General features: G+C 45.0%; 20 protein-coding genes and 1 tRNA gene. 11 read left to right on the forward strand and 10 right to left on the reverse strand.

What is annotated here, in order from left to right; translation table 11 throughout:
* Positions 1-54 precede the first annotated feature (54 nt).
* A tRNA-Asp gene (locus VPNCDNU1_RS14175) sits at positions 55-131 on the forward strand.
* Between the two features lie 820 nt (positions 132-951).
* Here VPNCDNU1_RS14175 and VPNCDNU1_RS14180 read toward each other — a convergent pair.
* Genes VPNCDNU1_RS14180 through hemC form a run of 4 tightly spaced genes read right to left on the reverse strand, consistent with a single transcriptional unit; the run spans position 952 to position 5017 of the window.
* Positions 952-2136: a heme biosynthesis protein HemY gene (locus VPNCDNU1_RS14180; protein WP_104400927.1), complete on the reverse strand. Its 1185-nt coding sequence runs from the start codon at positions 2134-2136 to the stop codon at positions 952-954.
* Positions 2133-3323 carry a uroporphyrinogen-III C-methyltransferase gene (locus tag VPNCDNU1_RS14185; protein WP_104400928.1) on the reverse strand — a complete coding sequence of 397 codons (1191 nt, stop codon included), beginning with the start codon at positions 3321-3323 and terminating at the stop codon, positions 2133-2135. Before VPNCDNU1_RS14185 ends, VPNCDNU1_RS14180 begins: the two co-directional genes overlap by 4 nt.
* A 14-nt stretch (positions 3324-3337) precedes the next feature.
* Positions 3338-4069 carry a uroporphyrinogen-III synthase gene (locus VPNCDNU1_RS14190; RefSeq protein ID WP_104400929.1) on the reverse strand — a complete coding sequence of 244 codons (732 nt, stop codon included), beginning with the start codon at positions 4067-4069 and terminating at the stop codon, positions 3338-3340.
* Positions 4070-4078: 9 nt separating this feature from the next.
* Positions 4079-5017 carry a hydroxymethylbilane synthase gene (gene hemC / locus VPNCDNU1_RS14195; protein ID WP_104400930.1) on the reverse strand — a complete coding sequence of 313 codons (939 nt, stop codon included), beginning with the start codon at positions 5015-5017 and terminating at the stop codon, positions 4079-4081.
* A gap of 351 nt (positions 5018-5368) precedes the next feature.
* Between hemC and VPNCDNU1_RS14200 the strand changes: the two genes are divergently transcribed.
* A complete protein-coding gene (locus VPNCDNU1_RS14200; RefSeq protein ID WP_104400931.1) occupies positions 5369-7897 on the forward strand; it encodes a class I adenylate cyclase in 2529 nt (842 codons plus the stop codon).
* 70 nt (positions 7898-7967) lie between these two features.
* On the opposite strand, the gene cyaY is transcribed toward VPNCDNU1_RS14200, so the two are convergent.
* Positions 7968-8282: an iron donor protein CyaY gene (gene cyaY / locus VPNCDNU1_RS14205; protein WP_101115631.1), complete on the reverse strand. Its 315-nt coding sequence runs from the start codon at positions 8280-8282 to the stop codon at positions 7968-7970.
* Between the two features lie 75 nt (positions 8283-8357).
* Between cyaY and lptM the strand changes: the two genes are divergently transcribed.
* The 7 genes from lptM (at position 8358) to VPNCDNU1_RS14240 (ending at position 15705) form a co-directional block, all read left to right on the forward strand.
* Positions 8358-8474 carry an LPS translocon maturation chaperone LptM gene (gene lptM / locus VPNCDNU1_RS29410; protein WP_411757107.1) on the forward strand — a complete coding sequence of 39 codons (117 nt, stop codon included), beginning with the start codon at positions 8358-8360 and terminating at the stop codon, positions 8472-8474.
* Positions 8475-8500: 26 nt separating this feature from the next.
* On the forward strand, positions 8501-9754 hold the full coding sequence (lysA, locus tag VPNCDNU1_RS14215) for a diaminopimelate decarboxylase (protein WP_104400933.1): 1254 nt from the start codon (positions 8501-8503) through the stop codon (positions 9752-9754).
* Between the two features lie 10 nt (positions 9755-9764).
* Positions 9765-10595: a diaminopimelate epimerase gene (gene dapF / locus VPNCDNU1_RS14220; protein WP_104400934.1), complete on the forward strand. Its 831-nt coding sequence runs from the start codon at positions 9765-9767 to the stop codon at positions 10593-10595.
* 36 nt (positions 10596-10631) lie between these two features.
* Positions 10632-11336 (forward strand): DUF484 family protein, encoded by a 705-nt coding sequence (locus VPNCDNU1_RS14225; protein ID WP_104400935.1) that lies wholly within the window; start codon positions 10632-10634, stop codon positions 11334-11336.
* Positions 11311-12246, forward strand: a complete 936-nt coding sequence (gene xerC, locus VPNCDNU1_RS14230; protein ID WP_101115636.1) for a tyrosine recombinase XerC — start codon at positions 11311-11313, stop codon at positions 12244-12246. The genes VPNCDNU1_RS14225 and xerC overlap by 26 nt, the downstream gene beginning before the upstream one ends.
* On the forward strand, positions 12246-12959 hold the full coding sequence (gene yigB, locus VPNCDNU1_RS14235; RefSeq protein WP_104400936.1) for a 5-amino-6-(5-phospho-D-ribitylamino)uracil phosphatase YigB: 714 nt from the start codon (positions 12246-12248) through the stop codon (positions 12957-12959). The genes xerC and yigB overlap by 1 nt, the downstream gene beginning before the upstream one ends.
* A gap of 217 nt (positions 12960-13176) precedes the next feature.
* Positions 13177-15705, forward strand: coding sequence for a bifunctional diguanylate cyclase/phosphodiesterase (locus VPNCDNU1_RS14240; protein WP_104400937.1), 2529 nt, complete (start codon positions 13177-13179; stop codon positions 15703-15705).
* Here the strand turns inward: VPNCDNU1_RS14240 and VPNCDNU1_RS14245 are convergent.
* The 3 genes from VPNCDNU1_RS14245 to VPNCDNU1_RS14255 are packed head-to-tail and all read right to left on the reverse strand — an operon-like array spanning position 15702 to position 19291.
* Positions 15702-17111, reverse strand: a complete 1410-nt coding sequence (locus tag VPNCDNU1_RS14245; protein ID WP_104400938.1) for a coniferyl aldehyde dehydrogenase — start codon at positions 17109-17111, stop codon at positions 15702-15704. The two genes, VPNCDNU1_RS14240 and VPNCDNU1_RS14245, sit on opposite strands and share 4 nt — an antisense overlap.
* A complete protein-coding gene (locus VPNCDNU1_RS14250) occupies positions 17101-17739 on the reverse strand; it encodes a tRNA-uridine aminocarboxypropyltransferase (RefSeq protein WP_237324141.1) in 639 nt (212 codons plus the stop codon). Before VPNCDNU1_RS14250 ends, VPNCDNU1_RS14245 begins: the two co-directional genes overlap by 11 nt.
* A 1-nt stretch (position 17740) precedes the next feature.
* The gene (locus VPNCDNU1_RS14255) at positions 17741-19291 is read right to left on the reverse strand and encodes a hypothetical protein (protein ID WP_104400939.1); all 1551 of its coding nucleotides are present in this window, start codon (positions 19289-19291) and stop codon (positions 17741-17743) included.
* Between the two features lie 44 nt (positions 19292-19335).
* Here VPNCDNU1_RS14255 and VPNCDNU1_RS14260 point away from each other — a divergent pair, with 44 nt between their 5' ends.
* A complete protein-coding gene (locus VPNCDNU1_RS14260; RefSeq protein ID WP_104400940.1) occupies positions 19336-19788 on the forward strand; it encodes an EVE domain-containing protein in 453 nt (150 codons plus the stop codon).
* A gap of 3 nt (positions 19789-19791) precedes the next feature.
* On the opposite strand, the gene VPNCDNU1_RS14265 is transcribed toward VPNCDNU1_RS14260, so the two are convergent.
* Together VPNCDNU1_RS14265 and VPNCDNU1_RS14270 are read right to left on the reverse strand one after the other, a co-directional pair.
* Positions 19792-20652, reverse strand: coding sequence for a Cof-type HAD-IIB family hydrolase (locus tag VPNCDNU1_RS14265; protein ID WP_104400941.1), 861 nt, complete (start codon positions 20650-20652; stop codon positions 19792-19794).
* Between the two features lie 144 nt (positions 20653-20796).
* Positions 20797-21795: an alpha/beta fold hydrolase gene (locus tag VPNCDNU1_RS14270; protein ID WP_104400942.1), complete on the reverse strand. Its 999-nt coding sequence runs from the start codon at positions 21793-21795 to the stop codon at positions 20797-20799.
* A gap of 78 nt (positions 21796-21873) precedes the next feature.
* Here VPNCDNU1_RS14270 and rhtB point away from each other — a divergent pair, with 78 nt between their 5' ends.
* Positions 21874-22491: a homoserine/homoserine lactone efflux protein gene (gene rhtB / locus VPNCDNU1_RS14275; RefSeq protein WP_104400943.1), complete on the forward strand. Its 618-nt coding sequence runs from the start codon at positions 21874-21876 to the stop codon at positions 22489-22491.
* The last annotated feature ends 22 nt before the right edge of the window (positions 22492-22513 follow it).

Raw genomic sequence — 22513 nt, forward strand, 5'->3', positions numbered from 1 at the left:
ATCGCCAGGCTTTAAATTTGAACATCTGCTTATGATAAGCGGGTATTCCACTGCGGAGTGGTAGTTCAGTTGGTTAGAATACCGGCCTGTCACGCCGGGGGTCGCGGGTTCGAGTCCCGTCCACTCCGCCATTTATTTAAGAAACCTTAGCAGAAATGCTGAGGTTTTTTTGCGTTTTAGGAAGGTACATTTGACCTGCGGTAGAACGAGCCTTGGTCGTGTGCGACCCCAGCCACTCCGTCATTTATTTAAGAAACCTCAGCAGAAATGCTGAGTTTTTTTGCGTTTAGGAAGGTACATTCAACCTGCGGTCGAACGAGTCCCGGTCGTGTGCGACCCCAGCCACTCCGCCATTTATTTAAGAAACCTTAGCAGAAATGCTGAGGTTTTTTGCGTTAAGGAAGGTATATTCAACCTACGGTTGAACGAGTCCCGGTCGTGTGCGACCCCAGCCACTCCGCCATTTATTTAAGAAACCTTAGCAGAAATGCTGAGGTTTTTTGCGTTTAGGAAAGGGATATTCAACCTACGGTTGAACGAGTCCCGGTCGTGTGCGACCCCAGCCACTCCGCCATTTATTTAAGAAACCTCAGCAGAAATGCTGAGGTTTTTGCGTTTAGGAAGGTACATTCAACCTGCGGTTGAACGAGTCCCGGTTGTGTGCGACCTCAGCCACTCGCCATTTATTTAAGAAACCTCAGCAGAAATGTTGAGGTTTCTTTGCGTTTAAGGAAGACATATTCGATCTGCGGACGAATGGATTTTAACTACTGGTTGTCTCTGGCTCTTAATGATAAGGAGTGTTCGTAGAGCGTATTGTGGATTAGCCGAAGTTGATAGTGGAAGGAGTAGGGTTTGGATTTGCAGACGAGAGGGCGGATAGAACGATAGTTAGAAAAACAAAGCCAGCGACTTATCGCTGGCTTTAAGAATACAAATCAGATGTGTAGATTAAGACTTATTGTCTATCAACGAAAGTGCCTTACGTGAGACGTCTCCAGCCGCTTGCGTTAGTTGTTGCTTCTCTAAGACGTCTGCCAGATACGCATAATCTGAAATGTCTTGTCGTAATTTCAGTGCTTGCTCGAAGTGATACTGTGCCTCAGACCAGTTTTCCTGACGCATCAGTAACTGAGCAAGTGTACTGTGGACAATAGCGCTTTCACCATCCTTTTGCAGTGCCCCTTGAAGAAGAACAACTGCTGGGTGCAGGTCTGGTAAGTTCATTTCAGAGATAAGTGAATAGAGTTTGTCGTCTGGTTGCTTTTTCAATCTATCCCGTACGATGATATAGGCTTGTGAATCGGCTTTACGCTCGATCAGTTGCTCTAGCAGGCAATGGACAAGTGTTTCGTCCTGGCGAGCCTTTTTAGGGAGCCCATTCCAATAAGCAAGTAAGCCTTCGCTGCCTTTTTGTTGGGCAACGTCGGCAAGTAACCCGCATTGTGCTTTCAACATCAAAGAATCGTGTTCTATTGGGTCAATGAGCTTAGCTTTCTTTAGTTGTGGCAATAGATCAATGGTGTTCTGCCATAGTGCCAATTCTTCATAAACGGTTTTAAGAAGCTCTATTACAATTGGATTGGCAGTGTAGCGATCGCGCAGTGAATACAGGGTATCTAAAGCCAATTCATACTGAGAGTCTCTTACCAGTTGCTTCGCTCTTGTCAGCTCTACAGCGAGATCTGAGTTTTCTTGTTTTGAAGCTAAGCCTAAGTAGTGATCGCGTTTACTCTTGTCACCAAGCCCTTGCGCGGCTTCTGAAGCAACAAGGTAACAAAGCATTGGCATGTCGTGATGATTTGCCCAGCGGGTGACTTTTTTCTCGGCTCCTTTCCAATCACCTTCTAAAAGCATAATGATGCCTTCGTTTGTATAGCGACGAGCTCGTTTCATCTTGCGTACGCTAAACCAATTCCAAGTTGCGCTGCTGGTATAAAGGAGTTTCTTAATGAGGTACTCCAAACCAAATAGCGCAGCAAGAATACCGATGATAAAAATCACCAGTGTTGTCACGCTCATTTCTATTGTTTTATCGGCAATAGAAATTAAGACATACCCTTGCTGACCAGAAAACTGAGTACCGGCGTAGAGACCTATTCCTAGAAATACGAACAGAAAAATTGCACGAATCATTTAGCCTCCTCCGTAATAATGGTGGTCACCTCTCGGCGCAAGCGCTCTGAAATGACGTCAGAAAGGAGTTCCTGTGTCTCCAGTTTTACTGGGTAATTTACTTGTATGTTTTGTTTGCCCAACGCAGCTATACGTTGGTTAAACTTCTGAACAGCCGGATCATCCAAATTAAAGAATTGCGTTGACCATTCATGAGCGACTTTTAGTGCCGTGGAGAAAACTTCTCCTTGTTCGGTGTATACACCTTTCATCGCCGTTTCTAGCTTCGCCTTAATATTTTCACGCAAGTAGAAATGCTGTTCAGGTGATAGAAGGGGGATAACATTGCCATCTCGAGTACGGAAGGTAATGAATTGCTCAGAAAACTCGCCTAAAGATGTCTTCAAATTTTGCTGCCAGTCATTGATATCGGTTGAGACTTCTTGTTGCTCAACTACTGGCGCTTCAGGAAGAATGGCATTAGCGAGAGGCAAACCATCGACTTGAAGTTGCAAGCTGGTTAATGCAATGACCAAGCCGTCTCGGTCGATTAATGGCAGTGCTCGTAAATTGGTGATGTCATTTGCCATCGCTCTTCTTAAAGGAACCAAGCTAGGGTCATTAAGCGCTGCAATGCGCTGGTCAGCACTTTCCATCAGTTTGGTTGCGCTAACAATATCGTGTTCTAAGAACAACTTTCTACCCGCCAGTTTCACCAAATAATCGGATTCGGCTAGCAGCCAATCATTTGGACGACGTCCTTTTACATCGGCTAAGGCGAGTTGAAGGCTTTCGATGCTCTTTTGCTGCTGCTCAAGCTCTACTTTGGTGCGGTTAACCGTGTCACGGTTGAGAGCGGCTGTTTCGTTTTTAACAGAGTCCAACTCTTGAGCTAGATTTGTTTGGGTTGCTTTAAATTGCGCTTTTAGCTTGGCTATTTCTAGCTCTTGTTGCTGTGTCTTTTGCTGGATCAGATAGGTAAGACCGCCTCCGAATATAAGCGAAAGAATGATCGCAATCGTACCAAGCTTGACGCCTCTCTTGCCTTGTTTTTCTTCAAACTTAACAGGCTCATGCTCCTTGGCTTGAGGTTTGTCGGCTTCTTGGTTTTGTGAAGGCTGCTCAGATACCGTTTCCGTCGGTTCTGTTGTCTCTTCTTTTGTTTCTTCAGGTTCAATGTGCTCGTTGTTGTTTTTTTTACTTACCATGCTCTTGTCCTGTTTTAATTCTTGCTAACTGCATTCAGCAAGTCCGAATTTGCTGCGCTGCCTGTATTCACGATATTTTGATATCCCAGCTCTCTGGCGAGAATAGCTATCCGTTGGCTTGGCACTAAAAGGCTTAAAGTATGTAGCCAATCTTTTTGAATTTTCGACATTGATTGCTCTAGGTAGCTGAGTTGTTCGCTACTCGTGAGAATCAAAGTATCAACATTGCGGCTACGCCAATATTGAATAGAATCTTCCGAATTAAAAGGAATTGGGTGTCGTTGATAAACTTCTGCGTATTCGACACTCGCATTCTTATTCGACAGCGATTCAAAAATCAACTCTCTGCCACTGTTCCCCCTCAAAATCACTATAGAAAGCTGAGAAACGTTTTGTAATTGAGGCAATTGCAGAAAGTGTTCACTATCGCTGATTGTCGGATAGTGTACTTTTTGTTGGGTCACTTTGCCTAATTTGTATGCGGTTTTTTGACCAATGGCAAGGTATGACACGCTTTCAGGCCACGTGGTTTGCTGTTCTTTGAGTATTTTTTGAGTGTAATGAACGGCATGTTGGCTGACAGCGATAACAATGTCGGCGTTGTGAAGCTTACTAGGTAGTGATTGGATATCGTCAGAAGATTGGAATTGAATGAGTGGGTGATGTATGGCATCAGTGTGCTGCGCTTGAATCGCTTCACACAACTCGATGCCATCTTGTCCCGGCCGGGTGACTAATACCGCCATAAAGCCGACTTATTCATGATCCTGATATAGGCGCTCCAGAATATCTTTTGCACCTTGGTCAAGAAGTTGATTCGCTAGGGTGACACCCAGCTCATGCGCTTTAACGACGGGACCTTTAATCTCTCCGCGCACGACTTTGGAACCATCGGGTTCACCAACAAGTGCTCTCAGCCAGATCTCATCACCATTGATAAGAGAGTAGCTACCAATTGGTACCTGACACCCACCTTCGAGAGTTAAGTTCATTGCACGCTCCGCTGCAATTCTATTCGCCGTTTCTGTGTGATTTAAAGGTTCCAGCAACTTAATGAGGTGTTCGTCGTCTAGTCGGCACTCGATACCCACAGCTCCCTGCCCAACCGCCGGAAGTGATTGTTCTGGTTCAATGACACTGCGTATGCGCTCTTCCAATTTCAGACGCTTTAACCCCGCCGCTGCGAGAATGATTGCATCGTATTCCCCCGCATCCAGCTTGCCTAATCGAGTTCCGACATTACCGCGAAGCTCTTTGATATGGAGGTCTGGTCTGTATTCTTTCAACTGACATTGACGGCGTAAACTGCAAGTTCCAACGACAGCACCTTGCGGTAGGTCGTCAATGGAAGCGAATGTGTTGGATACGAAAGCATCACGTGGATCTTCTCGTTCGCAAATTGTTACCAGCCCCAAACCTTCAGGAAAATCTACTGGGACGTCTTTCATCGAGTGAACAGCGAGGTCGGCACGACCTTCTAGCATCGCCACTTCGAGTTCTTTGACGAACAGCCCTTTACCGCCCACCTTTGCAAGAGGGGTGTCCAAGATAATGTCTCCCTTGGTAACCATGGTTACCAACTCTACGTCTAAACCTGGGTGTGCCGCTTGCAAAGAATCTTTGACGAAATGTGCCTGCCAAAGGGCAAGTGGACTTTTTCTCGTTGCGATGCGAATGGGAGCTCTTTCGGACATAATGTTTCCATATAGGTCAATCGGATGCGCTAATCCTACCACTGTGCTTAGTAAAGTATTACTGTTTCGTCACACCTATAGTCTGTGTGGCTATCGATCTCGATATTAAGAAAAATATATGTGATCGGGATCTCAAATGTTCTTAGGTCTATTATTACTATATGGTAGAAGGGATGACACTTAATGCGGCAGGGCAATATGTAGGAAAAGGAAGAAAGCAGGAGTTCAGGATATACGCTTATTCTTTACCCTTGAACATTAAAGTGTTAAATTGATCACGTTTTTGTGGCGATTATGAATGCACTTTGAACAAAAACATCAATTTAACTTACATATCAAGGAATCACCCCCTTGCAGGCATTTACCGAAACTCTTGTTCACAGATTGGATTTGTTGAATCAGCAGCGTATTGATCGAGCATTGGCTCTGATGGATACGCAAAGTCAACGCGTATTCCATTTACTGCCTGCTCTCCTTCACTTCAATCATCCGTCCATTCCTGGTTATCTCGAAAGTTACGTTCCCTATGGCATTTTAGGCTTCTCATTAAATCAAACACAGCAGCAGTTTGTTGATGATACGGAGCTGACGCTAGGCGAATCGTTGGAAACATCGAGCGATCCTGGAATTCTAGCGCTCTATACCATGGGCAGTACGTCCTCTATTGGGCAAAGTACATCCAGTGATTTGGATGTTTGGGTATGTGTATCACCATCGATGCCCAAACACGACAGAGATAGTTTGACCAATAAGTGTTTGTTGATCACCGATTGGGCAAAAAACTTAGGCGTAGAAGCTAACTTTTTTCTGATGGATGAAGAGCGTTTTAGAAGCAATCGTTCGGAAGAGATGACAGGGGACAACTGTGGTTCCTCGCAACACTTGCTGTTGCTTGACGAGTTTTACCGCTCTGCCGTAAGACTGGCTGGACAAAGATTACTTTGGCAAGTTGTGCCTCCAGAAATGGAGGAAGCGTATGATGATTACGTTCAAAAGCTGGTCGAAAATGGTGAAATAGATCGTAATGAGTGGATTGATTTTGGTCAGCTCGATCGCATTCCTGCTGAAGAATATTTTGGCTCCAATTTGTGGCAGCTATACAAAAGTATCGATTCGCCGTATAAATCGGTTTTAAAAGCGATTCTTCTGGAAGCCTATTCTTGGGAGTATCCTGCAACCCGACTCCTTTGTATTGATTCTAAACGTCGATTCTTTTCTCATGAGCCCGATCTTTATGGAATGGATGCGTATTACCTGATGCTTGAGAAAGTCACGCGCTATTTAGAGCGAGTGAATGATCAACGCCGTTTAGATTTGGTTCGTCGCTGTTTTTATTTAAAAACTCACGAGAAGCTATCACGTGAACCCGGAGTAGGGTCGGTCGCATGGCGACGAGAAGCTCTGGGCGACATGGTGAAGCGCTGGCGGTGGTCAGACAGTGTGGTTGAAGAACTGGATGATCGCCGCAATTGGAAAGTTGAGCAAGTGAAAGTAGTTCACCACGAATTGCTGGATGCTCTGATGCTGAGCTATCGCAACTTAATTCAGTTTGCGCGTCGAAATGACATTACTTCAGCTATCAGCCCACAAGACATTAGCATACTTGCACGTAAGCTATATGCGGCATTTGAGGTATTACCTGGCAAGGTTACCTTATTAAATCCTCAGATTTCTCCTGATTTACACGAATCTGATTTGAGCTTTATTCAAGTATCACCTGGTCGAACGAACAAGCTGGGCTGGTATCTTTATAAACAGCCTTTAGATCCAAACGCCATCATTGGTCAAAAATACCTAGAACATAATGAATACCTGAGTAAGTTGGTCGCGTGGTCTTTCTTTAATGGTTTGATTACCGAGTCGACGCGTTTGCACTCCGTCGTGCGAGAAGCCGAATTGGATATCGATAAGTTCTACCAGATGGTCAGTGACTTGCGTAACACGTTCTCGTTGCACAAACGCCGTCCTACGATGGAAGCGCTGGGTAGTCCTTGTGAAATTAGCCAACTCGCCATGTTCATCAATTTTGAAAATGACCCTACTGTTGAATTGAAGGGTAAGTCACTCAAAGTTGACTTGAAAGATATCGATATTTTTAGCTTTGGAGAAGAGCACCGAAGCTTAGTCGGTAGTGTGGACTTGGTATATCGCAACTCATGGCATGAAGTGAGAACATTGCACTTCACAGGTGAAACCGCCATGTTAGATGCCTTGAAAACGGTTTTAGGCAAAATGCACCAAGATGCGTTGCCACCAGAGTCAGTTGATGTGTTCTGTTACAGCAAGAACCTGCGTGGTGTCATGCGTAACATGGTCTACCAGCTTTTGGCTGAGTGTATTGAATTACGTCTTAAACCTGTTGAGCAAGAGAAGCGTCGTCGCTTTAAAGCCATTCGAATTGGTGAGCAAGTGTATGGATTGTTTTTTGAGCGCCGTGGCGTATCTGTCCAAAAACTCGAAAACTCAGTCGATTTCTACCGGAGTATCTCAACTAACAAGTTGAAGGGCTCACCACTAATGATGCTCGACAAAGAGCAAGATTATCAAATGCCTGATGTGGTCGATAGTTTTGCCAGTGAAGGTTTGATTCAATTTTTCTTCGAAGACACCGTGAAAGGTTTTAATATTTACGTGTTGGATGAGGCAAACCGAGTTGAAGTTTATCACCAGTTCAGTGGTGATAAAGACGAAATGATCAGCAACGTTAACCGTTTCTATACGTCAAATCAGGATGAACTAGAAATTAGCGCCAAGTTTATCAACTTTAACCTGCCTCAGTATTATCAAATCGTAAACCCTGAAGATGGGGATCCTTACGTTGTGCCTTATCGCAGCGACTCTTCACCACAGAATCGTTCGAATAATGCAGTGAATGCATGAAAGAATGAGTTTTCCCAGATCTTAAGAAGGAGCGCTTAGCGCTCCTTTTTTGCATTGCTCGTATTTGGGTTTATACCCAATCTATCGATTCTTGTGCGTGCTTTTCACACTCTTCTTTTACCATGGCGATCAGCTCAATACCTGTCTTCGAGCAAATCCATTCACTACCTTGTAATTTGAAGTGGAAACCACCCGATTTTGACGCTAGCCAAATCTCGTGCATAGGCTCTTGTCGGTTGATGATAATCTGAGAGCGGTTTTCGAATTCTAGGGTCATGACGTTACCCGACGTTTCATAATCGATGTCCGCGCCTGAATCATCTATGGCTTCTTCGATAGTTTGCAGCTGCTCATCCACTAATTGATGAAATTCAGTATCGTTCATCTCTTATATCCTATTGCTTTTCCTGAGTGTGGTGCGATTATAGGGGGCATTGAATTATTTATCACGAATTGCAGCATGAAAAAGTCAATCACGGCACTTTTAATGTTTGTGGTACTCGGTCTTGCCGGGTGTGGACAAACTGGAGCGCTTTACTTACCAAGTGACTCCGAGCAAAACGAACAAACGCAATAGCAATAAAAGAATACAGGGATACAACATTGGATTACTTTAATTATCAGGATGATGGTCAGCTTTGGGCTGAGGACGTCTCATTAACTGAATTGGCGAATCAATATGGAACGCCATTATACGTATACTCACGTGCAACGTTGGAACGCCATTGGAACGCGTTTGATAAATCAGTGGGCGATCATCCCCACCTAGTGTGTTATGCCGTGAAAGCAAACTCCAACTTAGGTGTGCTGAACGTATTGGCCAGACTGGGTTCTGGTTTTGATATTGTATCTCGTGGCGAACTAGAGCGTGTTATCGCAGCTGGTGGCGATCCTGCAAAAATTGTTTTTTCTGGTGTGGGTAAAACCGCGGACGAAATGCGCCGTGCACTGCAACTGAATATCAAATGTTTCAATGTAGAGTCAGAACCAGAGCTAGAGCTACTTAATAAGGTAGCGAAAGAGCTGGGTGTTGTAGCACCAATCTCATTGCGAATTAATCCCGATGTAGACGCTAATACTCACCCATACATTTCTACAGGTTTGCTAGAAAACAAATTTGGTATCGCCTTCGATCAAGCGTTGCGCGTTTACAAGTTTGCTCAAACGCTAGATAGCCTAGATATTCAAGGTATTGATTGTCATATCGGTTCCCAGCTAACGGATATCGAACCTTTTATCGACGCAGTCGATCGTTTGCTTGGATTGATTGATCAGCTAAAAGCAGAAGGAATAGAAGTTAAGCACCTTGATGTGGGTGGTGGTTTAGGCGTGGTATACAAAGATGAATTACCACCAGAGCCTTCTGATTACGCCAAAGCATTATTAGGCAGGTTAACGAACCACTCGGACTTAGAATTGATTTTCGAACCAGGTCGTGCGATTGCAGCCAATACAGGTGTATTGCTGACGCAGGTTGAATTTCTAAAACATACCGAACACAAAAACTTTGCGATTATTGATGCCGCAATGAATGACTTGATCCGCCCTGCACTGTATCAAGCATGGCAGGATATCGTTCCTGTTGTACCGCGTGACGGTGAGGCAACCAACTACGATTTGGTTGGTCCGATATGCGAGACTGGTGACTTCTTAGGTAAAGACCGTGCATTGGTTCTGGAGCAAGGTGATTTACTTGCAGTTCGCAGTGCTGGCGCTTACGCATTCGTGATGTCTTCTAACTACAACACGCGTGCGCGAGCTGCGGAAGTTATGGTTGATGGCAAACAAAGCCACTTAGTTCGTCAACGTGAAGAGTTGAGCAGCTTGTGGGAATTGGAACAAGTGTTACCGGAGTAATGTAAAACACATGCACTTTCATTTTTCTAAAATGCACGGATTGGGTAACGACTTCATGGTTGTGGATTGCATTACCCAAAATGTGTTTTTCTCTCCGGATTTGATCCGCCGATTGGCGGATCGTTATACCGGAATTGGATTCGATCAACTGTTGGTTGTTGAAGCGCCTTACGATCCAGAAACCGATTTCCATTACCGTATTTTTAATGCGGATGGTAGCGAAGTGGAGCAATGCGGCAATGGCGCACGTTGTTTCGCTCGTTTTGTCAGAATGAAAGGCTTAACCAATAAACACGCGATAGGCGTCAGTACCAAGAAAGGCAAAATGGTGCTCAATATTGAAGAGGGCGATCAGGTTACAGTCAATATGGGCGAACCTGTTTTTGAACCTTCAAAAATTCCATTTAAAGCCAAGCAAAAAGAGAAAACCTACATTCTGCGTGCTGATGACCAAACCCTATTTTGTGGTGCCGTCAGCATGGGCAACCCCCATGTGGTTACCGTCGTTGATGATATATCCACGGCCGACGTCGACAATTTAGGGCCTCTTCTGGAATCACATGAACGCTTCCCTGAGCGTGTAAACGCTGGCTTTATGCAGGTTGTGTCTCGCAATGAAGTCAATTTGCGTGTGTATGAACGCGGGGCAGGGGAAACTCAGGCATGTGGAAGTGGTGCTTGTGGGGCTGTTGCTGTTGGTATCGTGCAGGGCTTACTTGATGAAGAAGTCACCGTACACTTACCTGGAGGCGATTTAAAAATTCGCTGGCAGGGACCAGGAAAACCACTGTATATGACTGGACCTGCAACTCACGTGTTTGACGGTCAATTAAGCTGTTAGGGTCTACAGAGCCCAATGATCTAAAAAGGAAACGTTTTGTCTTATCCAGAAGCGGATGCACTCACGGCTGAAATTGTTGCCGAATATCTGCAAGATAACCCTGATTTTTTCCAGCACCGTTCTGAGCTGGTTGGTCGCTTATCGATTCCACACCAACAACAAGGTGCGGTTTCATTGGTTGAAGTTCAGTTGAATCGCCATCGTCAACGCATCGAAGACTTGGAAGAAGAAATCACTCAGCTTATGTCACTTGCGGCAAACAATGATCGCACGTTTCATGAGTTTATGGATTTGCAACAACAGGTGCTTAATTGTGACAACTTGACTCAAGTAGCGCATTGCATTGAGCAAAAATCCAAAGAGTTAGGTTTAAAGGGCTGGATGAAAATCTTTGAATGCCCAGATAAGAATCATCATTTGGAGCAAGAGCAGTATCAGCGCTTTGCGACGAACCATTTTAATGGGAAAGATGCTTTTTTGGGTCGCATGAAACAGACGGATCGTGCATTGCTGTTTTCCGATGATTCTGTTCCAGAGCTCGGATCATTTGCAGTCTTGCCTATAATCAGAAAGAAGCCGTTGGGAATCATTGCGTTTTCCAGTGACGACGGCGGTCATTTTCAACCGAACATGGACACCTTGTTTTTACGTCATTTGACGCTGGTGGTCAGCCATTTGGTGGAAAACCTTTCATGGCAGTCTGATGAGAAAACTCATGTCCAACGCACCTCTTCCCAGTGACATTCAAAAGCCACTCGATCGTTTCTTTGAATTTTTAAGAAGCGAGCGAGGGCTTAGCCTCCACACTCAGCGTAATTACAAACTTCAACTTCATAGCATGGCCGAACATCTTGTTTCTCTGGGGCTAAATAATTGGTCTCAAGTTGATGCAGCTTGGGTTCGTCAGCTAGCCAGTAAAGGCATGCGAGATGGCATGAAAGCCAGCAGTATCGCAACTCGATTATCCTCACTCCGTTCGTTTTTTGATTTCTTAATATTACGCGGTGAGATGCAAGCAAACCCCGCAAAGGGCGTGTCTGCACCACGCAAGCAGCGCCCATTGCCGAAGAACTTGGATGTGGATGAAGTTGGTCAGCTACTCGAAGTGGATGAGAACGATCCACTGTCGGTTCGTGACCGTGCCATGATGGAGCTGATGTATGGTGCTGGTTTGCGTTTAGCTGAATTGGTGAGTATTGATGTTAAACATATATCGATGTCCAAAGGGGAGCTACGCGTTGTCGGTAAAGGTGATAAAGAACGTAAAGTGCCGTTTTCCGGCATGGCAAAGGAGTGGGTAAAAAACTGGCTCAAAATGCGAGGAGAACTGGCATCCTCCGATGAACCCGCGCTATTTGTATCGAAACTGGGTGTGCGTATTTCTCATCGAAATGTGCAAAAGCGGATGGCAGAGTGGGGACAAAAGCAGTCGGTTGCCAGTCATATCAGCCCACACAAACTCAGACACTCTTTTGCCACCCATATGCTGGAATCCAGTGGTAACCTGCGTGCGGTGCAAGAGCTGCTTGGACACGAAAATATCTCTACCACTCAAATTTATACTCACCTTGATTTTCAGCACTTGGCAACAGCTTATGATAAGGCGCACCCAAGGGCACGTAAGAAAGATTCGAGCAATAAGGACGACTGATGCGCGTTTACCGCAGTATTCCCACCATTAAAGCCATGACATTTGACTTGGACGATACTCTGTACGACAACCGACCAGTAATACAGAAGTTGGAAGCAGAGGTCTACCAATGGATTGCGCGTCATTATCCTAAATGTGAATTGATAACCAAAGATGATTGGTTAACGTTTAAGTATCTTGCCAGAGTCAACAATCCAGATTTGGCTAACGATGTGACGTTGCTTCGCCGAGCACAGTTAGCGTTGGGTTTGGCACATGTTGGTTATGACGAAGCGAATATCCCCGACATCATAGATCAAATCATGGAACAGGTGCTTTATTGGCGACATCAGATAGACATTCCAGAGGAAACGCACCAAGTCCTAAGTCAGTTATCCAAACGTATACCTCTGGTCGCGATTACCAATGGCAATGTTTACCCTGAAAGAATAGGGTTAGATCGGTATTTTTCACAAGTACTGAAAGCAGGTCCAGACGGCGAGGCAAAACCGCATCGCGAGATGTTCGATAAAGCGGTGTCGTTTTTAGGCTTAAAGCCCAGTGAAATATTGCATGTGGGGGATCATCCCGTGAGTGACGTGTTGGGTGCAAAAGAAAATGGACTTATCGCATGTTGGTTCAATGATCAGGCATGTAACACAATAACCTCAAAGAAAATGCGCGTACTCCCCGATATCGAAGTGACTCAGCTGAGCTACTTACTCAATATATAGTGGTATCACTTGCATAGATGAATTGTAAGTGCACACTTACGCTGGAGTTATTGTTTTGTTGTGCTTGCCTTTCACATGGTCGCAAAAAATTTGGAGCGTTATCACTAAAAACTGAAATATTATTAGCTAATTGATAAAAAGTTGATCCGATGCGTGTTTTCTAGAGGAATGCTAACGTTATAGTGGCAAAAATCACGTTCTGTTAATAATTTGTAATATGCAATGTCATTCGATTTTGGCTCAAGATCTCAGTCAGCTACAGGCTGAGGTATTAAGCTACTCGCCAGACCTAAACGCAAACCATCTAATACAAATCTTTTCTACGCAATCCCCTGAGCTTGTTGTCGAATATAGCCGACTGATGAAACAGCGTTTTCCGCACAGTACTATCCTAGGTCAAAGTACCAGTCATTGCATTAAAGATGGGAGTATCATTAACCTCGGTACAATGGTTGTAATCACCGAACTAGTCGAAACACGTTTGACTTCTTGCCTGGTGCAGTACACCGGAAATGCTCAGCAAGATGGTGAAGAACTCATCGAGCATTTGGATGTAAGCGAAAAGACCAAAGCAGTGATCTGTTTTGCTGAGCAAGTAAATGACCAAGACACCTTACTTTTTGGCTCTCAAGATTACGAAGTGTTTGGCGCATTTAATGAACTGACGTTTGAACTTCCTGTTGCGGGTGGCTTGTCGCAACCCAATTTGTTTGGGCGTTGGGTATTGTGGAACGACCAAATTCATCGACAAGCATGCGTTGCCGTAGCCCTTCATAATCCTAAGCTTCAAGTTTGGCGTGGCTGTTACGCTGAATGGAATCCAATTGGTCGAAAATTTCGAGTGTCTTCTGCCAAGAACGGCGCACTTTACGAATTAGATGGTATTCCTGTTCAACAAATCTATGACCGATATCTAGCCGATGGCAACCCAGTTCCTTTCGAACAGCTTTATGATTTTCCCTTAATGAAAGGTGAAGCCAGCCAACAGAAAGTTCAAATGCCTATTCGACAGTTGGATGATGGGGCAATAGAGTTTGATACTCAGTGGCGTGTAGGAGATGAAGTTCGATTCTGTTACAACCACCCGTCACTGACAGAAGAACAGGTTCGAGTTGGGGCGCGTCAGCTCGACGTGCACAAACCAGAAAGTCTCTTTATCTACAATTGTTCATCAAGATTGGATTTCGTGGATGGGTTCGATGAAATCAGCCCATTTGCTTCGGTTGCGAAAGTCAGCGGCGTATATTGTTTGGGCGAACTCTACCGCGATGTTAATCATCAGACCATTATGCACCATAGTTTGACGTATTTAGCCATGCGTGAACATGAAGTCGCAACTCAAAAAGACACCACCCAGCAAGACCGCTTTCAGCACCAAATGTCACCTTTATTTTCCTTAATACGTAATGCCATCGCCGATGTTGATGATATGCAAGAAAACATGGAGCACGAGTTATTGGTGCAAGCACACCGACTAACAGAAAGTTACCGACATGATAGACGAACAGGTTTGCTCAACCGTTCTGTATTGAAAGAACGATTGGCAACGATCAAAACGAATGAACACCTTCTAACCGTAAAACTCACCAACTTTAGCCAAGTGAACGAAAAGTATGGATATAAGGTAGGTGACCAACTACTCGGTGATCTTAGCCAATATTTCAAGGAACAACTTTGGCAACGATTTGGCGGAGACTCCGAATTGTACAGCATTGGAGTAGGTGAATGGGCTGCGGTTTTTCCATCTCACCATACAGGGCTGTATATTCGCCACTTATTTACAGAGCTGGTGGACGAGATAGAGCATGTGAACTTCGAACCCTTAGGATTGCCGGAATTGGATTGTTTATCAGTTTCGATATGTGGAGGTTTGGTCAGTCGCCGTGATTTTCCGCAAGCAAGAGTTGAAGAGCTTTTGATCAAATCGATTGAAGCTCGTCGACATGGTATGAAAAACAATCGACACATGTGCAACGCCAAATTACTTGAAAAAGAAGAGGAAAACCGGCAAGAGCAATTGAATTGGTTATCGTCGGTGAGCCGAGCGGTATTGAATCATAAAGTCGTTGCCTATTCTCAACCCATATTTGCCGCCCATAGCCACAAGAAAGTTTCTGAAGAGTGTTTGGTTCGTATACAAGAAGGCAATCAAATCATCCCTCCGGGGAAGTTTCTTCCTATTATTGAAGGTACACACATATACACTCGGCTCAGCCGGCAAATGCTAACGAGTGTCTTTGAGTTGATGTCTCATCGTGAAGGGTCGTTCTCTATCAATCTGTCTCCACAGGATTTGATGAGTGACAAAACCCTGTATTTACTTGAAAGCGCCTTACAGAAAATGGTGAACCCTGCACGAGTTGGGATAGAGGTTTTAGAAACCGAACAAATCAAAGACTACAGCCGAATGAGAGAAGTGTGTAACCACTTTAAACAGCTAGGTGCAAAGATAGTTGTTGATGACTTTGGCTCCGGTTATTCAAATATTGATGAAATCATCAAACTCGAACCCGACACCATTAAACTGGATGGCAGTATCATTCGAAATATTGATAAAGACAGAAGGCAGCGCCAAATTGCCATGCAGTTGGTTCAGCTTTGCCACGTGTTTGAAGCCAAAACTGTTGCTGAGTTCGTGCACAACGAACAGGTCTGTCGCGTAGCGGAAGACCTAGGAGTCGATTACTTACAAGGGTTTTATTTGGCCGAGCCTTCCCCTTTGTTATCCAAAGCTAAGGTTTGTTAGCGAAGGAGCCACTTACGCACTAGCTGATGGATGCTGCGAAACGGTGGGTGAATCATTCGAGTTGGGTACAGTTTTTTTCGAGCCACGACAGTACGCTGGTTGCTGAACGTCAAGAACCCTTCTTTCCCATGATAGCTGCCCATTCCCGATGTACCCACGCCACCAAACGGTGCATCTTCAGCCACCACCTGCAAAATGGTGTCATTTATACACACACCACCGGATTGTGTTTTCTCCAACACCTTACTGACACTGGTTTTCTCGTGGGAAAACACATAAAGCGCGAGAGGTTTTGGTCTTTGATTGACGTATTGAATGGCGTCATCGAGGGATTTATACGCCACAATTGGCAAGACAGGACCAAAGATCTCGTTTTGCATAAGTTGGCTGTCTTCTGGTGCATCCATCACTAGTTGCGTGACCATTTTTCGTTGATTGCCATCCACCGAATATTTATTGGCAGGTTCAATCCATGCTCCACCTTTCTCTGCTTCGTCGAGCCATGACTGAAGTCGGTCGAAATGCGGTTGGTTGATGATGCTGGTATAGCTCTCGCAATTCACACCAGAAGGGTACAGGTAGCCAAAATGGTGTTTATAGGCAAAAACAAACTCCTTTGCTTTTCCTTCTGGGATCATCACATAATCGGGTGATACGCAAATCTGCCCAGAGTTGAGCGTTTTGCCATAAATTAGTCGCTCAACCGCGTCGTTCATGTCCATGTCTGGAGCGACGATAACGGGGCTTTTTCCGCCCAACTCTAAGGTGACTGGCGTTAAGTTTGACGCCGCAGACTGCATGACTTTTCTTCCGACTTCGGTGGAGCCAGTGAACAGCAAGTGATCAAAGGGCAAAGAAGAAAATTGCGCAGCGATGGTGGCATCCCCTTCCACGATGTGAACGAGTTCCGACGAAAACACACTCTTGAGCAGCTTAACCAGTACTTGGTTGGTTCTAGGAGTAAACTCGCTCACCTTTATCATGACTCGGTTGCCCGCCGCCAAAGCAGTGATCAATGGACCTATCGACATAAAAACAGGAAAATTCCATGGCGCTATCACCCCAATGACACCTAAAGGTTGAGGGTGTACTCGAACACTAGACAGAGCCAGTACTAATCCTGTTTTGCGTCTCTCAGGCTTCATCCAGCTTTTCAGGTGCTTCAGAGAGTATTTAATTTGCTGAATGCAAGGGAGAATATCGGTGAGCAGCGTTTCATAGTGATGTTTTGCACCAAAGTCTTTTGCGGCCGCTTCACAGAGCGCATCTTGATGAAGAAGGAGCGCTTCTTTTAGTGCTGTGAGTCGTTGTTTTCGTTCACTCAAACTCGGATACTTTTCACCTTCAAACGCCAATTTCTGTCGGTGAAATTGTGCAATCAACGGGTTGGTTTGATTATTGGTCATGATTGCTTCCTTTCCATTGATGCCCACTTTTGTCGGCTTGATAGACATTTAAATAATGTTCAAAAAACTGTTGTAGCTGCTCACTATGATTATCGTTAGGCAACGTGGCATGTTGAGATAGAGATAATAAATGGATACCCACTTCCAGTGTGCAAAAATGCCCTGAAGTTTGATTTCTGCGAAGGGAATAACACGAATCCCCAGACATTTGAATATGCCAGTGAGGAAGCGCCTTTAGCCAATCGCTCCGGTTATACATTTTTTGTGCTTCCTGCCAGGTGCCATCCAATACGATAAACACGATGCGCTTTGAACTATGGTGAATAGCGGTCGACGTCAACAATCGGCTGCTGTCATTAGGAAACAGCAAAATCGGCTGGTGGTCAGGGTTCTCCAAAATAGCCGTCAACTCAGTAGGTATACTTGTACGGCTCCACTCAAACACTTGGCATTGTGCCAATGATTTACGCAGCCATTTTCCGGTGTTGGTTTCACGCCGAATTTCATTCGGGTGTGTCAGAAGCACTAAATCCCAGTTAGCCACGAGGCTAGGTAGGCTATCGCATACACAGTTAAATGTGAGACCGCAGCCGCGACAGCTTTCCATGATTTGCTTCTCTGCTGCCATGCTACATCTTCACTCCGTCAGCAAACTTTCCGTCAGCAAACCTTCCGTCAGTAAACAGAGTAACAACGGATTGAGAAGGTGACCAAAGCTCCGGAGCACCACCCGAGCTTATTGGATAACTGATGCCATCGAAAGACAGCGTATGTGTGCTGGAACCTTGTGGGCCTTCAACACTCATTTCCAGATCATGCCAACCGAGCTTGTTGTGTTGGCTGACTTGGAAGGGGGTTTGTACTTGAGTCACTCTTGAATGAAAGCGCCAAGTGCTGTCTTTTTCTTCAAAAATTAAAAGTGTACAGCCGGCGTTACCACACCAATCAAGATAAGTGAGTAACTCTGGTTTTCCATCTTGGTTGAGATCGTATTTAAGCCAGCGATACCGCGTATTGGTTGGGTCGGTTTTATGAAGTGTGAAGTACTGGCGAAGCGCCTGATCAACATCGGCATCAAATTCAGAAGAAGATGAGATTGCGGCTTTTTTTAGCGGGGGATTAGGAGTGTTATCCGGCGCTGTCAATTCACTGGTGTAAGATTGACTGTCGGCAAACAGTTCCAACCCATTCCCTTGAATGGGGTAAACCACGCCATTCACTTTTTCTTTCACTGCTTTTAGGCTTGAACCTGAGCGCGTATAAATGCGCTCGGAAAGCAGAGGTTGGTTTTGGTAGTGCGTCATCGTCACTTTGATTTGATCAGGATTGAGCTGCTGCCAATATCCTTTTTCCTGTGTGCTCGGATCGCCATTGCTGTAGTGGTAATGCGTATTGGCGCTGTGATCAGAGTTGAGTTCCAATTGCACTGAGAACCCTTGGTTTTTTGTGCTTGTGGCACGATAGCTTCCAAGCCAGTCATGACTTGAGTCACCATTAGAGAGTGCACCACAGCCTAGATATTGGCTGTTTTTGGTTTTTAATGTTGCAGACCAACTGAATACATCACCACTGCTCGTATCAACACAATGTGCTCGGGTGAATACGAGATTGCCGTTATCGAAATGGTAGGTACGCTTAAGTGGCGAAATCTCTGTTTTTCTTACCGAGTAAGATTGGTTTTCTTTTCCCAATACTGCGAGTTGGACTTGGTCTTGCTCAAATGTGGCCTTCCAGAAAGGTTCGCTGCCTGCGGCATAAGTGGAGTGTAATGGTGATGCGCAACGCAACGGAGATTGTGCGCTGACGTGGTTGATACCCGTTACGACGAAGCGCGCTGCAAAATCGGCGGCGAAGCCGTCTTGTGGTGGCGGAGCTAAGTAGCCAATCATTTCTCCATAAAGCGGTTGATATGGACGCTCTACTAACCCTTGAATACGTTGGAATGCTTCTGGCGTAATATCCAGCCAGTATTGCTGTTTACCACCACATGGCGCTATGGTTCGGGTTTCATGCCCTAATACGACTTCGCCATGTAGCATAAAGGTTTGTGGTACGATTTCTGGCTGATCAATGGTGACGGGGGTGGATTTTTCAGGCTCGATTTCTGGTACGTTGGTCTGTGCACAGCCCTGTAATATCAGTGTGCTACCGATGAAAGTCGAAAAAATCAGGGATTTCATTAAAATTAACCTCAAGCCAGCCTTCGAATAATGTGAGAGATATTATGTCATATTGGTTATTTAAAACTGAACCAGATGAGTTTTCTATCGATACTCTACGGGTGAAAAATGTATCGTGTTGGGAGGGAGTGCGCAATTATCAAGCGCGTAACATGATGCGAGATGAGATAAAAGTCGGCGATTTAGTGTTTATCTACCATTCATCTTGCAAACATATCGGAGTGGCTGGAATTGCGAAAGTGACGAAAGAAGCGTACCCCGACCATTTCCAGTTTGATGTAGAAAGTGGTTACTTCGACCCCAAGTCCGATCCTGATAATCCACGCTGGGTTATGGTGGACATCGAATTTGTTCGTAAACTTGATAGGCTGATTCCGTTGGCTAAGCTTAAGTCTTTGCCCGAACTGAGTGAATTGCCTCTGGTTAAAAGAGGAAATCGCCTATCCATTATGCCGGTGTCCGAGCTAGAGTGGCAGGCGATTTTGAATCAGGAGTAGGGGTTAACCTTTTCCTATCAAATGATTTTCTAGATAGTGTGCAACGGCATCGTCAGCGTGGCTGCCAATGACCTCGTTATTTGGCAGGGCAAGCTTCACTTTTTCATGGGACGTTTCCATGACCAATCCCTTACCTGCCATTGCTAACATTTCGACGTCGTTCATGCCATCGCCAAACGCAATACAATTTTCAAGACCAAAGCCCAATTGCTTGGCAACCACTTCCAATGCTTCCCCTTTTGATACGCCAGCAGCCATGACTTCTAAGCACCACGGTGTGGAAAATGCGACATTCAGTTTGTCGCCAAAAGCTTCATTCAAATGAGATTCAAATTGGACCAAGTGTTCATGATCTGGGTAGGTGAAAAACAACTTGGCAATCCCATCGGTAGGTGCGTTATCTACTTCAAAGCGTTGATATGTAAAGCCTGATTCCTCGTGGAAGTTTTTGAGTTTTTCGTCTTCCCGATCCAGTAACCACGATTCATTCTGATACATATGAATGATGATGTCTTTGTCTTCTTTTATGATGTCTACGATAGGTTGCACCAGCTCGGAAGGAATATTCTGGCTGTACACCAAGTTATCGTTCGTGTCGTGCACACGAGCTCCATTTGACGTGATCATGTAAGCAGGAATACCCACTTGGCTACGAATTCCAGCAACATCAACGTGGTGCCTGCCTGTTGCGAAAATGAAGTGAATACCTTGTTCATGCAAGGCTTTCAGTGTGGATTTACTGAATTCACTTAACTGGTGGTTAGGCGCAAGGAGTGTACCGTCAAGGTCGGAAGCAACGATGCTGAAGTTGGAATGGTCAAAATCAGAGCTGTTAAGATTGGAATCGCTAGCAGTGGTCTTCATAGGGTATGTAGGTACTCGAAGTTATAAATGAGGAAATTATCACCCTAGTCTAATTCAGTATCATGGCAAAAAAGAGGGTAATTCCGCATTTCCTCTTTTAGGAGCCTATTCTTTTGTAGGAGTCTATTGCTTTTGACCAACTGATTACTCTTTCGATGTGTTCCCTTGAAAGAACCCAAGAATACTTTCGAGGGCAACGTTGCGTATGTGATCTCGTTCGAACAGCAATTCATGCCGAGAGTCGGGCAGGCTAACCATTTGTGTAACGCATTTCTCTCGTTTTAAGTTTTGGATAAATTCCGATTGTGCTTGATTGCTCACGATGATGTCTTCGCCAGCTTGCAGTAACAGCAGCGGCGTTTTTATGTCAGCGGCTTTATCCACACAGGTTTGAGCGGCTGTCAGGCTTTGCCATACCCAGCGGCTACTTGGTCCGCCTAACTTGAGCTGTGGCATGGATTCATATAAATCTCTAAACCATGTATAGCGTGCTTTGCTAAATGTGAGGGGGTTGTTCTCGAAAGGTTTACTCCAATACGCCCCTTGACCCGGTGCAAAATTGGGTTTTTTTGAAAAGGCATCAATGAGACCACTAAGAAGTTTCGCAATTGGGCGCATGTACCAAGATAAGTTCACCCCAAACATAGGGGCGCTCAGTGCCGTTGCAACAAATGGGTGATTTGTGTGGGTTTGCAAATACCGAGTGATAATCGCTCCCCCCATTGAATGCCCTAGCAAGAAGGACTGCTCGTAACGAGAGAAACCAAATTGTTCGACCATTAAAGCCATGTCGTCTACGTAATCGCTAAAGTCCATCACGTGCCCTAACTCGGGATTCTCTGTGAGCCTATCCGACAAACCTTGACCTTGGTGATCATAGGAGTAGATATCGTAACCTTGCTGGAATAGATCGAAGAAGAGTTCTTGGTATTTCCACGTACTTTCAATACGCCCGTTCACGACCATAATGGCTTTGGTGTGCTTAGGTGAAGTCAGAGAGATCCAATAGAGGCGTTGGCTATTTGTGCCCTGCGAGTATCCGTGTTGCCTTTGTTGCCAAAAAGGCGCAATCTGTTGGGCATAATATTGCGAAAAAGAGTCTTCCTGACTGAATGTGTAGTTGGAGGAGGCGAATTCGCTCATGATTTTCTCTGCTAGATTGTCGACTATAGGTATATTGTACGCCGAAAGTGACGACTGAATGTAAAAAGGATTGCAGAAATGGATACTCAAGTTTTGTTGACCTATATCGTCACGGCAATCATTTTTAGTTTCGCGCCGGGCTCAGGAACTGTGAACTCGATCAGCAATGGTATCAATTATGGGATGCGCAAGTCGTTACCTGCGATCTTGGGTTTACAAATTGGGCTTACCTTTCATATTGTTCTAGTAGGAGCAGGGATAGGCACCTTGGTTGCACAGTCTGCAATAGCATTTACTGTGATCAAGTGGGTTGGAGTGGTCTATCTAATTTTACTTGGTATGCAAAAGTGGCGAGAAACCACGAGCTTAACCGTTTCTACAGAACCAAAACAAGTGTCTGGATGGCAATTGATGCGGAGTGCCGCTTTGATCAATTTGACCAATCCGAAGTCGATTGTTTTCCTCGTAGCCCTGTTTCCACAGTTTATCGATCCGGCTCAAGATCAGATGACTCAGCTTATTGCGCTTGGCATTACGACCGTTGTAATCGACATTTTTGTTATGCTCTTTTACACCGGAATGGCTGCGCAATTAGGTCGGTTTATCCGATCAGAAAAGACGATGTCGAGAATGAACCGGATTTTTGGCTCTATGTTTATCGGCTGCGGTGCTTTGCTGGCGACGGCAAGAGCTTAACGCATTGGTGGATATTAACAAT

It is taken from the genome of Vibrio penaeicida (genome assembly GCF_002933855.1).
Lineage (GTDB): Bacteria > Pseudomonadota > Gammaproteobacteria > Enterobacterales > Vibrionaceae > Vibrio > Vibrio penaeicida_A.